Raw genomic sequence first — 12,368 nt, 5'->3', positions numbered from 1 at the left:
GTCTTGCCGACAATCTTGTCGTTTTCGGATAAGAAATTGACGCAAAACCGGGTACATCAATAACAGTTATAGCCAGCTTTTGATTCCGGTTCAGGGCGCGTCGGCAAGGCTTCTTTGGGTTTTATACGTAGGTAACAACAAACGAGCCGCCCTGTTTGGAGCGGCTCGTTCAAAAAAGTTCAGGAGGTTTTCAGCGCTATTGCTGCGGCAGTAGCAGGCGGTCGATGATCTGAATAACGCCGTTGCTGGCCGTCACGTCAGGCCCGACGATGTTCGAGGCTGACGTACCATTGCCTTTCCCCGTCACGGTTACGGCCGTTGCACTGGTCCCGATGGTCAGCGTACCGGCAGCGGCACCGGCTGCCGTCGACAGGCTGGCGCCGTTGGTCAGCGTGGGCGTGTAGATTCGGCCCGGAACGACGTGGTAGCCCAGCACCGTCGCCAGCGTGGCGGCCGGCGTATTCGCAATTTTGGTAGAATCGAATCCCGACGCTTTGAAAGCGTTGTCGGTGGGCGCAAAGACGGTCAGCGGGCCGGTTGCGCTCAGCGAACTGGCCGTAGTGGCCCCCGCTCTGGTTACCGCCTGCTGAAGCAGTTTGAACGACACACCGGCCGTTGGAGCCAGCAACGCATAAACGGTAGGAATCTGAGCGATTGTCGTAGGAATAGACCCGTAAATAGGCGGCAGCAGGATCCGGTCGATAACATGGATAATGCCGTTGCTGGCCTGCTGGTTAGCCTGCAGAATATGCGCGCCGTTGACGGTGATGGCCGTGGTCGATACTCCGGATGCGGTTACAGCCACTGGCTTCGTGAAATAAACCGAGCTAGGCCCTGCCACTCCTGCAAATAGGGTTTGCTGGGCAGTATTGGCCGCTGCGGGTATAGTCGACGCATCCAGCTTGGTAGGGAGTACGTGGTATTGAATAACCGATTTAACCAAATCAACGGGGGCTAGCTTAATGATCGCTTCGCTGGTCAGACCAAACGCCTTGAAGGCATCGTCGGTTGGGGCCAACAGGGTGTAGGTACCCGCAGAGCCCAGTGCTCCACTCAGCCCGGCCTGGCTCAGCGCGGCTTTCAGGAGCGTAAAGTTGCTACCGCCGTTGATCTGGTCGGTAATCGTCTGGACCGTCGGCGGAGTCGAGTCTTCTTTTTTACAGGCGTTGAAGGCTAGCGTCAGCCCAGTCAACACCGTAAGCATCCAGCCCCACTTTTGTCCGGCAGGCAGGTTGTGATTTAGAAACATAATTGAGTTGAGTTAAAAAATAGTAGTATATAACTAGGGATGAGGGGCCTAAAATTATCCCGGCAATATGGATTTACCAAATAACTCCTGGTAAGTACCCGTTTATAATCGCATTATAATCACAGCAGCAGGCCTGGTAAAGCCTTACACTTTCTGTTGTGGCACCTTCTTCGGCGCGGGCTTCTCGCCCACCGGCGGGCGGTACGACTGAAAGGGAATTTTAAGCAGGTTTCCGATATGCGAGTGCTCCTGCGGCTCGGGGTGTGTATCGATCCCATAATGCAGGTCTTTCCCGGCCATCCGGTGGTACGTACCGAAGAGACGATCCCAGTACGGGAAGATATTCCCATAGTTGGTGTTGGTAACCGGAAGTACGTAGTGATGATGCACATGGTGCATGTTAGGGGTTACGACAACCAACCCCAGCAACCGGTCGGCCCAGCGGGGTAACTCGATGTTGGCATGGTTGAACTGCGATAGCATCACCGACAGGGCCTGGTACAAAAAAACGAGCCACATCGGCGCTCCCATGATCAGCACCGCGAGTGTCGTAAACACGAACCGAACTACGCTTTCGCCGGGATGATGCCGGTTGGCCGTCGTCGTATCGACGTAAGCGTCGGTATGGTGAATCAGGTGAAAGCGCCACAGAAATTTCACCTGATGCTGAACCCAGTGTGGTAGCCAGGCCCCAACCAGATCCAGACCCAATAGGCCCATGATCGCTTCTGCCCACCGGGGCCAGTGAAGCCATGGCAACAGCCCAATCTGATGCTGAACGGCCCAGTCGCTGGTTCTGAGCAGAATGAAGGCCAGTACAAAGTTGACAACGATGGTCGTCAGGGTGAAAAACAGGTTGATACCGGCATGGCTCCATTTCCGATAACCGGGGGTAGTTTTCGCAAACTGAAACAGCGGAATGGCACTTTCGATGATCCAGAACAGCGCAATGCCACCGACCAGAATCAGGCTCCGGTGCGCTGAAGGAATGTGTTCGAAGTAATTGACCAGCCGTTCCATGCTTTCTGCTCGTTAGGGAATCAGACAAATTTATAACGAAATAATGAAGATTAGCTGCTGTTTTACGCGTATTCAGGGACCACTACCCGTAAAGTTTAGCGTTTGGCTTGCCCGTTTGCCTTTTGCATGGTTGCTTTACAGCGAGCCGGTTACCGCTTCATCCGTCGACCGCTCCCAGTAAAGTATGCCCCAACCCAAACACGCCCGCGAATCCGTAACGGTCATGACCGAAATGGTGCTTCCCAATGATACCAATACCCTCAATAATCTGATGGGTGGGCGACTTCTGCACTTCATGGATATTGCGGCCGCCATTGCCGCTCAGAAACACTCGAACCGGATTGTGGTTACGGCCTCGGTCGATAACGTATCTTTTGCCCAGCCCGTCCGCCTGGGCAACATCGTCACCATGAAAGCGCAGGTAACCCGGGCGTTCAGTTCATCGATGGAAGTGTTCATTGAGGTCTGGGCCGAAGACATTCCGGCGGGGATTCGGGTGAGCACCAACAGCGCGTTTTATACGTTCGTCGCCGTCGACCAGAGCGGTCGCCCCATCGAAGTGCCACCCGTCATTCCGGAAACCCCCGAGGAGAAAGAGCGCTATGAGAGTGCCCTGCGTCGGCGACAGTTGCGGCTGGTGCTGGCCGGGCGCATGAACGCCCACGACGCGACAGAGTTGCGGGAATATCTGAAAGTGTAAGTTTCTGGCAGGACATACAGGATTATTTATTGTTTACGTAATCCTGTATGTCCTGTTAATCCTATCGGAAACAACTTACTTGGCCATTTTAAACGATTGCCACGTAACCATCTGCCACTGGTTGCCTTTCCGCACATACACGTCGGTGTATTTCAGGTGAGTGTTGATGGTTTCGCCATTGTTCATGGCTTTGATCATACATATACCGTTGATGATGGCCGTGTTGCCATACAGGCGTACTTTCTGCTCTTCGATATCGATGGCATCGTACTGCGATTTCCCGTCCCGAATCGACTGAATGTAAGATTCTTTGGTGTCGGTGTTGCCGTTGGAGTGCGTGTAGATCAGATCGTTAGCCAGTACACGATCCAGTACCGCATAATCTTTATGGACCTGCGCGTCGAAGCGCTGTCTCTCGACCGCCAGTACGGCCTTCTCGTCGGCAGACTGAGTTCTTGAAGCGGTGCTGGCACCTGCTGAAGTCGATACGGCGGTTTGCGCCTGCACAAGCTGAACTGCCAGGATCAGGCAGAACGTAAATAGGTATTTCATAACCGAAAGTCGATACGTGATCGGTCAGAAAAGCTATCCGGGCGTATTTTCTACCGCCCGGCTCATAGTCAGTATGCACTCGTGCAAGTAACTGACCAGCTTACTTTTTCGTGGCAACTACCTCATACGTCTGCTTATACTGGGCTCCGTTTCGAAGACCATTCGCCACAGATGAATAGGAAAACGTCTTGGTATTTGGATCAAAAACACCACTGGCGGTATAATCTGAGCCAACCGGATTGCCGATAGGGATCGTATCCGTGTTTTTGTCGATAACCGTAAAATTTACGCCATCCAGTTCAGCGGTTACCTTCAGGTTCCGGTCGCCGGTGATATCACCGGCGGTAACCAGCTCAATATAAATTTCTTTAGCATTCGACCCTTTCGTAATAGTCGCGGTAGCATCACCTGCCCTGGGACTTCCAAATATATCGGCCACAATATAAATGGTGTTTCGATAGGTTCCCGTATACGTACCGACGTATTGATCGCGGGGATCGACGGTCGGATCGGAACCGCCCGATTTTTTGCAGGCTGTCGTTAAACCACTGATAAAAAGTGCAGCCAGCAACAGATTGCGCAGCGATCGGACAGCATATGATTTGAACATGGGTTCGTTGATCGATGGTTTACGTTGATAAATCATCTATCAAACGCCCCAGCCAGTTCATCAGATATAAGTTCGTTTAAAAAGAATACAAGCAAATAACCCTGAATGGCCTCGCCGACGATCAATCCGGCTTAATCGTTACAATTACTGCTTTCTATTGCAGTATCTATACCACCAGTCTGTATCTTTAAGCATTGCTGTTCCTTTCATCTTAATATGCTATAGTCATGGACGCTAAAGAGTACGATTTCGAAGGAAAATGGAAGCAGTTAGAAGAACAGAGTAAAGAGCTGTCGGGCACTGTCGGTGCGGTAGCCGGAACCCTGGTGGGCATTTCGGTATTGGGTCTAAGCGCCCCCGTCATGTACTTTAGTAAGCGGGCTGCCGGTAAGGAAGCGAGCGAGGCCTTACGCGAAACCGGGGCTAAGGTGGTAGAAAAGACCCGCTGGATGCGTGAGTTTGGCCGATTTACGGGAAAGAAGGTTGGCCCTAAAGTGATAGGAACGTTGCTTTTCGGTGTAACCGGCCTCCTGGCCAGTGATGAGTCGTAGACCACTTACTGCACCAGATGAGCCCGCCACCAGGCCTGAGCGGGGTGAGTCGTTATGAGCGGTAACGTTAGCCATCCGATCCGTTTCACCCTCAACGGATTAGCTTATTCCCACAAAAATTCTCGCGACTAACCTGGCGATTGCCCGTCGAAAACTAATTAACTTTATCTGACGAACTATACAATAGCCGTACCGATGACAACGATCCACTTAGATACTCAGTCCGACAAATATCTGATTTCGATTGATCGGTCTGCTGTTGACCGACAATGGTTAGCTCAATTAATTGAGCGAATTCGTCTGGAAGAATTGGCTGCGCAGTTCAATTTTGGAGAGGATATCGAAGCCCTTGGCGAACAGAGCAAGGCCGATTGGTGGGCCAGGAACAAAAGTCGGTTTATTGATGAATAAGCAGTTTATTCTTTACGAAGTAAGAAAACACAAACGTTCATGAAAGGCATCAACTATCTGACTGATGATAATGGCCGTCGTACGGCCGTAGTCATCAATATTCAAACGTATAGAGAAGAACTAGATGACTTTTTAGACAGTTTGGAAGCCGAAGCCCGGCGCGACGAGCCAACCGAAGAGTTTGCGCTAGTCGTTGATCGGATTTTAGCAGACAAAGCAGCTAATGAGTAAATACAGGGTCCTGATTAAAAAATCGGCCGAGAAAGAATTGGCTCGTCTACCTGTACCAGTGATCATACGCATTCGGGATAGAATACAACTACTGGCCGACGAACCCCGACCCGATGGCTGCAAATAATTGAAAGGCCAAAAAGACTCGTATCGAATTCGTATAGGTGATTATCGTGTCATCTATACCATTGATGACGGCATACTTACAATAACCATAGTTGCCATTGGCGACCGCAAAGATATCTATAGCTAATGCAATTTTCGCACCTCCACTGCCACACCCAATATTCGCTGCTCGATGGCCAGGCCGACATTAAAAAGCTGATCAAGAAGGCCAAAGCTGATAACATGCCCGCCGTAGCCATTACGGATCACGGTAACATGTTCGGCGTATTCGAGTTCGTGGCCGAAGCCAGTAAACAGGGAATCAAACCGATTGTCGGCTGTGAATTTTATGTGGTGGACGATCATACGCGCAAACAGTTCACCAAAGAACAGAAGGACATCCGCTACCATCAGTTGCTGCTGGCCAAGAATCCGCAGGGATATAAAAACCTGGCGAAACTCTGCTCTCTGGGGTATATGGAGGGCCTATACGGCAAATACCCGCGGGTCACCAAAGCGTTGATTGATCAATACAAAGAGGGTCTGATTGCCACGACCTGCTGCATCGGTGCCATCGTTCCTAAAACCATTCTGAAAAAAGGTGAAGAAGCGGGCGAAGCGGAGTTCAAATGGTGGCTCGATCGGTTCGGCGAGGATTATTACGTCGAGCTGCAACGCCACGAAATTCCGGACCAGATCAAAGCCAACCAGGTGCTGGTGAAACTTGCCCGCAAGTACAACGTCAAGATCATTGCCTCAAACGATTCGCACTACGTCGATCGCGACGACTGGGTCGCTCACGATATTCTGCTGTGTGTAAACACGGGCGAAAAGCAAAGTACACCGTCGATGAAGGAATTCAGCGACGACGAAGTAATGCCCAAGAATACCCGCTTTGCGTTCTTTTCCGACCAGTTCTATTTTAAGAACACGCAGGAGATGAGCACGCTCTTCCACGACCTGCCCGAAGCTATCGACAACACCAACGAGATTGTCGATAAGGTTGAAGTGCTGAAGCTGAAACGCGACATTCTCCTGCCGAATTTCCCGATTCCGCAGGAGTTTCAGATACACACCGACGACGTCGCGAACCAGTGGGAATACCTGAAACACCTGACCTACGAAGGTGCTAAAAAACGCTGGGGCGAGATCGACCAGAAAGCCCAGGAACGGCTTGATTTCGAACTATTCACGATCAAGACCATGGGCTTCGCCGGTTACTTCCTGATCGTAGCCGACTTCATCAAAGCCGGGCGCGACCTGGGCGTAATGGTGGGGCCAGGACGGGGCAGTGCCGCCGGTAGCGCCGTAGCCTACTGCATTGGCATTACCAACATCGACCCGATCAAATATGACCTGCTGTTCGAACGGTTCCTCAACCCCGACCGGAAATCGATGCCCGATATCGATACGGATTTTGACGACGAAGGCCGTCAGCGGGTCATCGATTACGTGGTCGATAAATACGGGAAACAGCAGGTAGCGGCTATCGTTACATACGGTACGATGGCGGCCAAATCGGCGATCAAAGACGTGAGCCGGGTGATGGACTTACCATTATCCGATGCTAATGCATTGGCCAAGCTGGTGCCCGACAAGCCGACGTATAACATGACCCTCAAGCGGATCTTCGAGGATCCGATCGACGGGCCGGGCGGCTTGGCAGGCGTAATTCAGCCCGAAGAGGTCGAGAACGTAAAGCGAATGCGGGCGCTCGAATCGGGCGATCAGAACACGGGCCGGGCCATGAAACTGATCGATACCGAGAAAGTCCAGAACGTATTGCAGCAGGCGCGTCGACTCGAAGGCACCGTGCGCAACACGGGCGTGCATGCCGCCGGAATCATCATTGCTCCCGACGATCTGTCAAACATCGTACCGGTATCGACCTCGAAAGATACCAACCTGATTATCACGCAGTACGAAGGAAAAGTTATCGAGGATGCGGGCGTTATCAAGATGGATTTTCTGGGGTTGCGCAACCTGACCATCATCAAGGAATGCCTGCGGCTCATTAAGCAAAATCATGGTGGGCTGCTGATCGATGGCGTCGAAACCGATATCGATGATATTCCGCTCGACGATCCAAAAGCGTACGAGCTGTTTCAGCGGGGCGAAACCAACGCCATTTTTCAGTTCGAATCCGACGGGATGAAGAAGCACATGAAGGACCTGAAGCCCGACCGCTTTGGCGACCTCATTGCCATGAATGCCCTCTATCGTCCGGGGCCGATTGCCTACATTCCGAACTACATCGCCCGTAAGCATGGTCGGGAAGAAGTGAAGTACGACCTGCCGGAAATGGAAGAGTTTCTGGCCGATACCTACGGCATTACGGTCTATCAGGAGCAATTGATGCTGCTGTCGCAGAAGCTCGGTAACTTTACCAAGGGCGATGCCGACGTGCTGCGGAAGGCGATGGGGAAGAAAGACCGCGCGACGCTCGACAAGATGAAGGGCAAGTTTATGGAAGGCTGCGCGGCCAATAAACTCCCGCTAAAAACCTGCGAGAAAATCTGGACCGACTGGGAAGCCTTTGCGTCGTACGCCTTCAACAAATCGCACTCGACCTGTTACGCGTTCGTAGCCTATCAGACGGCCTACCTCAAAACCTACTATCAGTCGGAATACATGGCGGCTGTCCTGACCAGCAGCCTTGGCAACATCGAAAAGATTACGTTCTTCCTGGAAGAGTGTAAAAATCTGGGTATCCAGGTGCTTGGTCCCGACGTGAACGAATCGGAGCGAGTGTTTGGCGTGAACACCAAGGGCGAAATCCGGTTCGGGCTGGGCGGTATCAAAGGCGCGGGCGACGCGGCCGTCGAAGCCATTATCGAGGAACGAAAAGCGGGCGGTGCCTATAAAGACATTTTCGACTTTGCCATCCGGGTAAACCTCCGCACGGTCAACAAAAAAACCTGGGAATCACTGGCCTACGCCGGTGCATTCGACTCCATCGACGAATATCACCGGGCTCAGTATTTCGATGTTCCGGAGACGGAAACCTCGCCTTTTCTGGATAAGATCATCCGCTACGCCAACAACTACCATACCGAGAAAGCAGCCGCCCAGCAGTCGCTGTTTGGTGCGCTGACGGGGGGCGAACCGATGCTGCCCCGCCCTAAAGCGCCAACGGTGCCGGAATGGAATCAGATCGAGAAGCTTAAATTCGAGAAAGATGTAGTTGGTTTCTACATCACAGGCCACCCGCTCGACGAATTCAAACTCGAACTCGAAGGTTTCTGCAACTGCACGCTGGATAAGATTTACGAGATAAAAACTCCGGAAATTAAAGTAGCGGGGATTGTTTCCTCAGTGCAGACCAAGATCGCCAAAAACGGTAATCCGTTCTGTATTTTCAAGATCGAAGACTACAACACCGCCATCGAGCTGGCGCTCTTCGGCGACGACTACGTACGCATGGGTCAGTACATCGACGTGGGACGCTTTCTGCACATCACGGGCAAAACGCAGAACCGCTGGAACTCCGAAAATCTGGAGTTCAAGGCAACCAACATTCGTCTTCTGACCGAAATGCGGGAGAAATTCTGCAAGGAAGTGCGCGTATCACTAACGCTTGATTCGCTGAATGCACAGTTGATCAGTCAGATCAACGAACTGGTCAATGCGCATCCGGGCACCTGCACTCTGTCGCTGAATGTAGTCGATCCGATCGAACGCATTGAGGTCAGCCTACAGGCCCGAACGGTAAAAGTGTTCCCGGCCAACACCTTCCTACGAGCGCTGGAAGCCATGGACGGCGTGAGTTGCAAGGTAGCGTAGGCCTATGGATTGTAGCAGGGTAACCTATAAACTTCATGCCGTTGAGCAAATGTTCAAGCGAAACATCACGCAACCTGAGGTGGAAGAAGTAATTAGAAACGGCGAAACCATTGCCGAATACCCAGGCGACAAACCATATCCGAGCATTCTGCGTTTGGCCTTTGTTGCTGAACGGCCCATTCATATCGTAATAGCGCAGGATGAGGTTGGTGAGTGTTATATTGTTACGGCTTACGAACCCACTGTTTTTCTTTGGGAACCTGATTTTAAAACCCAAAAGCGATGATTTGTCTAACCTGTAAAGTTGGCACACCTGAGATGGGCTTTACTACTGTTACGTTAGAACGTGACGGAGCCATCATCGTTTTTAAAGAGGTTCCCGCCCGCATTTGTCCAAATTGTGGAGAGAAATATTTTGACAGCGACATCACCAATCGCTTACTAACTCAGGCTCAGGAGGCCGTTTCCAAAGGTGCCGAACTGGAAGTCATTCGGCTACAGGCCGCCTAAGTCTTCCTGCGAGCGCTAGTGGCCATGGACGGTGTGAGTTGCTAGGTGAGTAAGCACATAAATTGTAGCAGGGTAACTTATAAGCTTCATGCCGTTGAGCAGATGTTTAAGCGAAATAGCACGCAGCTAAATCTGAGGATTACCACAAGCAGCAGAGCAAAGGATGTCTCTAAGCAAACCTTGCTATCGCTCAAGGATTCCCGTTACGGATTATCAGGCTGGCGCATGCAGTCGCAGATATTCCCGGAACTAATCGCCTGAAAAACGGTTTATGTGCATGAAACAAGTTCAACAAATAAACTATTTTCAGTCATGGCAGCAGGAACACATGCCGTAGAAGCGACCGACGCGAACTTCAACGATCTTATAAATTCTGACAAACCTGTTTTAGTAGATTTCTGGGCCGAATGGTGCGGTCCCTGTAAGATGATCGGTCCCGTTGTCGAGCAACTGGCCGGTGAATACGAAGGGAAAGCCGTTGTGGCGAAAATGGACGTTGATCAGCACTCGCAGGTGCCTGCTAAATTTGGTATCCGCAGCATCCCCACCCTGATGATCTTCAAAAACGGCCAATTGGTCGATAAAGTCATTGGCGCCGTTCCTAAGAACGTACTGGAGCAAAAGCTGCAGGGCGCTCTGGAACCCGCAACGATCTAATTTCCAGTTTCTTTTATAAAAAAAGGCCGCTCCTGAAATTTCAGGAGCGGCCTTTTTTTATAATGTCATTCCGACGCAGGAGGAACCTTAAACTTGGCGTATAGGAAGGTTTAAGATTCCTCCTGCGTCGGAATGACAAAGAGCTTTCGGATAGTTTACACCAACATCCGCATAGGATCTTCCAGCAATTGCTTAACCGTTTGCAGGAAAGCCGCCCCCGTAGCGCCATCCACCACGCGGTGGTCGCAGGACAGGGTTACTTTCATTACATTCGTTGGCTTGGCTACCTCACCTTCGAATTTCACGGTCTGCTTGATCGTACCGATGGCCAGGATACAGGAATCCGGCGGGTTGATAATGGCCGTAAATTCGTCGATGCCAAACATACCCAAGTTCGAGATCGAGAATGTGCTGCCTTCCCAGTCTTTGGGCTGCAGTTTTTTATCTTTGGCTTTTCCGGCCAGATCTTTCACTTCACCCGAAATGGTCGACAGGGTTTTCTGATCGGCGTTACGAACCACCGGCACCAGCAACCCTTCATCCACGGCTACCGCTACCCCGATATTGACGTATTTGTATTTCCGGATCTTATCGCCCAGCCACGACGAGTTTACGTTCGGGTGCTGTTTCAGCGCCAGCGCAGCGGCCTTGATCACGAAATCGTTGAACGACACCTTCACCGGGCTAACGCCGTTGACCATCGTCCGCAGATCCATCGCCTTGTCCATGTTGATTTCCATGGTCAGGTAGAAATGCGGAGCTGTAAACAGGCTTTCGCTCAACCGACGGGCAATCGTTTTGCGCATCTGGCTAACCGGAATATCTTCGTACTCACCGGCGGGTGCTGGTGCGGGTTGCGGAGCAGGTGCCGATGCAGCGGCTGGCGCCGGAGCAGGCTGAGCAGCCGGTTGCGGAGTCGCTGGTTTCGGCGCGGGAGCAGCGCCCGGCACGAACGATTCGACATCGCTTTTAACAATACGCCCTTCTGGTCCCGACCCTTTTACCTGCGTCAGATTGATACCCTTTTCTTCAGCAATGCGCTTGGCCAACGGAGACGCTTTCAGGCGTCCGTTCGCTTCCGAAACGTCGCCAGCCCCCCCCGCGTAAGATAAGTCGGTGTCGGCATCGGCCGGTAGATTGGCCTGCGGATTTTGCTGAGCCGTAGCGCTACCTCCTTCACCCGTTGCAGCTTCCTGACCACCCGCGGGTGCGCCACCGCCACCTTCCAGAAGTACTTTAAAATTGGCACCTTTCTCACCGACCACGGCAATGATATCATCGACGGCGACGGACGAGCCTTCTTTTACGCCAATATACAGCAGTGTACCTTCTTCATAAGCCTCCAGGTCCATGGTGGCTTTGTCGGTTTCCACTTCGGCTAGAATATCGCCCGATTTCACCGTGTCGCCTTCTTTTTTGTGCCAGGCCACGATGGTTCCTTCGGTCATGGTATCGCTCATTTTCGGCATCCGAATGACCGAAGCATTTACGTTCTCGGCCGGAGCCGCCGAAACAGCTTTCTGATCGGGCAATTTCGTAGCGACCTCACCACTTGCGCTGTTGGCCGGAGCAGGGGTGGGCTCTGGTTTCGGCGCAGGCGGAGCTTCCTGACTCCCACCACTCGACCCGTTTAGCAGGGCTTTGTAATCTTCGCCATCCGCCCCGATAATCGCCAGTACGCCATCGACCGGCACAGATGCGCCTTTTTCAACACCAATATACAGCAGTGTACCTTCTTCATAAGCCTCCAGGTCCATGGTGGCTTTATCGGTTTCCACTTCGGCCAGTACGTCGCCGGATTTTACCTTATCGCCCACTTTTTTGTGCCACTCCGCAATGACGCCTTCGGTCATGGTGTCGCTCATTTTGGGCATTCGAATTAATTCAGCCATATGCAGCTATGTATGTATCGGGTTATACGAAAAAACCGGCAGATCGCCTACGCGCTGGGCTGGCACTCCAGTTGAGTCCCAAAATTAGCGGAAAGCG

General features: G+C 52.0%; 14 protein-coding genes. 9 read left to right on the top strand and 5 right to left on the bottom strand.

The features are described from left to right. Window positions 1-196: 196 nt before the first annotated feature. A complete protein-coding gene (locus tag ACYVC2_RS18100; RefSeq protein WP_461104251.1) occupies window positions 197-1,249 on the bottom strand; it encodes a fasciclin domain-containing protein in 1,053 nt (350 codons plus the stop codon). Window positions 1,250-1,393: 144 nt separating this feature from the next. Continuing rightward, on the bottom strand, window positions 1,394-2,269 hold the full coding sequence (locus ACYVC2_RS18095; RefSeq protein ID WP_461104249.1) for a sterol desaturase family protein: 876 nt from the start codon (window positions 2,267-2,269) through the stop codon (window positions 1,394-1,396). Window positions 2,270-2,453: 184 nt separating this feature from the next. On the opposite strand from ACYVC2_RS18095, the gene ACYVC2_RS18090 reads away from it, so the two are divergent. Continuing rightward, the gene (locus ACYVC2_RS18090; protein ID WP_461104247.1) at window positions 2,454-2,969 is read left to right on the top strand and encodes an acyl-CoA thioesterase; all 516 of its coding nucleotides are present in this window, start codon (window positions 2,454-2,456) and stop codon (window positions 2,967-2,969) included. 75 nt (window positions 2,970-3,044) lie between these two features. On the opposite strand, the gene ACYVC2_RS18085 is transcribed toward ACYVC2_RS18090, so the two are convergent. Both ACYVC2_RS18085 and ACYVC2_RS18080 read right to left on the bottom strand, forming a co-directional pair. Next, the gene (locus tag ACYVC2_RS18085; protein ID WP_461104245.1) at window positions 3,045-3,521 is read right to left on the bottom strand and encodes a nuclear transport factor 2 family protein; all 477 of its coding nucleotides are present in this window, start codon (window positions 3,519-3,521) and stop codon (window positions 3,045-3,047) included. A gap of 100 nt (window positions 3,522-3,621) precedes the next feature. Beyond that, on the bottom strand, window positions 3,622-4,167 hold the full coding sequence (locus ACYVC2_RS18080) for a hypothetical protein (protein ID WP_461104243.1): 546 nt from the start codon (window positions 4,165-4,167) through the stop codon (window positions 3,622-3,624). A 191-nt stretch (window positions 4,168-4,358) separates the two neighbouring features. Between ACYVC2_RS18080 and ACYVC2_RS18075 the strand changes: the two genes are divergently transcribed. From ACYVC2_RS18075 to trxA, 8 genes are all read left to right on the top strand, one after another. Further along, window positions 4,359-4,682 (top strand): hypothetical protein, encoded by a 324-nt coding sequence (locus tag ACYVC2_RS18075; RefSeq protein WP_461104241.1) that lies wholly within the window; start codon window positions 4,359-4,361, stop codon window positions 4,680-4,682. Window positions 4,683-4,877: 195 nt separating this feature from the next. After that, window positions 4,878-5,093 (top strand): hypothetical protein, encoded by a 216-nt coding sequence (locus tag ACYVC2_RS18070; RefSeq protein WP_461104239.1) that lies wholly within the window; start codon window positions 4,878-4,880, stop codon window positions 5,091-5,093. A 39-nt stretch (window positions 5,094-5,132) separates the two neighbouring features. Beyond that, window positions 5,133-5,324, top strand: coding sequence for a hypothetical protein (locus tag ACYVC2_RS18065; RefSeq protein ID WP_461104237.1), 192 nt, complete (start codon window positions 5,133-5,135; stop codon window positions 5,322-5,324). Between the two features lie 127 nt (window positions 5,325-5,451). Beyond that, window positions 5,452-5,577: a type II toxin-antitoxin system RelE family toxin gene (locus ACYVC2_RS18060; protein ID WP_461104235.1), complete on the top strand. Its 126-nt coding sequence runs from the start codon at window positions 5,452-5,454 to the stop codon at window positions 5,575-5,577. Then, complete coding sequence (gene dnaE / locus ACYVC2_RS18055; RefSeq protein ID WP_461104233.1) at window positions 5,577-9,212, top strand: DNA polymerase III subunit alpha; 3,636 nt, start codon at window positions 5,577-5,579, stop codon at window positions 9,210-9,212. Before ACYVC2_RS18060 ends, dnaE begins: the two co-directional genes overlap by 1 nt. Window positions 9,213-9,216: 4 nt before the next feature. Then, entirely contained in the window at window positions 9,217-9,498 is a 282-nt protein-coding gene (locus ACYVC2_RS18050; protein ID WP_461104231.1) for a DUF4258 domain-containing protein, read from the top strand. Beyond that, window positions 9,495-9,722 carry a type II toxin-antitoxin system MqsA family antitoxin gene (locus ACYVC2_RS18045; RefSeq protein ID WP_461104229.1) on the top strand — a complete coding sequence of 76 codons (228 nt, stop codon included), beginning with the start codon at window positions 9,495-9,497 and terminating at the stop codon, window positions 9,720-9,722. Before ACYVC2_RS18050 ends, ACYVC2_RS18045 begins: the two co-directional genes overlap by 4 nt. Before the next feature lie 312 nt (window positions 9,723-10,034). Further along, entirely contained in the window at window positions 10,035-10,379 is a 345-nt protein-coding gene (trxA, locus tag ACYVC2_RS18040) for a thioredoxin (RefSeq protein ID WP_461104227.1), read from the top strand. A gap of 155 nt (window positions 10,380-10,534) precedes the next feature. On the opposite strand, the gene ACYVC2_RS18035 is transcribed toward trxA, so the two are convergent. After that, entirely contained in the window at window positions 10,535-12,271 is a 1,737-nt protein-coding gene (locus ACYVC2_RS18035; RefSeq protein WP_461104225.1) for a pyruvate dehydrogenase complex dihydrolipoamide acetyltransferase, read from the bottom strand. Window positions 12,272-12,368: the final 97 nt, after the last annotated feature.

The organism is Spirosoma koreense (assembly GCF_054777875.1).
The sequence above is the reverse complement of the archived record's forward strand: the minus strand, read 5'-3'. Positions and strand labels throughout refer to the sequence as shown.

Bases quoted from the DNA above. Each gene is read 5' to 3' on its own strand.
- ACYVC2_RS18100 (WP_461104251.1), bottom strand. From the start codon at position 1,249: ATGTTTCTAAATCACAACCTGCCTGCCGGACAAAAGTGGGGCTGGATG.
- ACYVC2_RS18095 (WP_461104249.1), bottom strand. From the start codon at position 2,269: ATGGAACGGCTGGTCAATTACTTCGAACACATTCCTTCAGCGCACCGG.
- ACYVC2_RS18090 (WP_461104247.1), top strand. From the start codon at position 2,454: ATGCCCCAACCCAAACACGCCCGCGAATCCGTAACGGTCATGACCGAA.
- ACYVC2_RS18085 (WP_461104245.1), bottom strand. From the start codon at position 3,521: ATGAAATACCTATTTACGTTCTGCCTGATCCTGGCAGTTCAGCTTGTG.
- ACYVC2_RS18080 (WP_461104243.1), bottom strand. From the start codon at position 4,167: ATGATTTATCAACGTAAACCATCGATCAACGAACCCATGTTCAAATCA.
- ACYVC2_RS18075 (WP_461104241.1), top strand. From the start codon at position 4,359: ATGGACGCTAAAGAGTACGATTTCGAAGGAAAATGGAAGCAGTTAGAA.
- ACYVC2_RS18070 (WP_461104239.1), top strand. From the start codon at position 4,878: ATGACAACGATCCACTTAGATACTCAGTCCGACAAATATCTGATTTCG.
- ACYVC2_RS18065 (WP_461104237.1), top strand. From the start codon at position 5,133: ATGAAAGGCATCAACTATCTGACTGATGATAATGGCCGTCGTACGGCC.
- dnaE (WP_461104233.1), top strand. From the start codon at position 5,577: ATGCAATTTTCGCACCTCCACTGCCACACCCAATATTCGCTGCTCGAT.
- ACYVC2_RS18050 (WP_461104231.1), top strand. From the start codon at position 9,217: ATGGATTGTAGCAGGGTAACCTATAAACTTCATGCCGTTGAGCAAATG.
- ACYVC2_RS18045 (WP_461104229.1), top strand. From the start codon at position 9,495: ATGATTTGTCTAACCTGTAAAGTTGGCACACCTGAGATGGGCTTTACT.
- trxA (WP_461104227.1), top strand. From the start codon at position 10,035: ATGGCAGCAGGAACACATGCCGTAGAAGCGACCGACGCGAACTTCAAC.
- ACYVC2_RS18035 (WP_461104225.1), bottom strand. From the start codon at position 12,271: ATGGCTGAATTAATTCGAATGCCCAAAATGAGCGACACCATGACCGAA.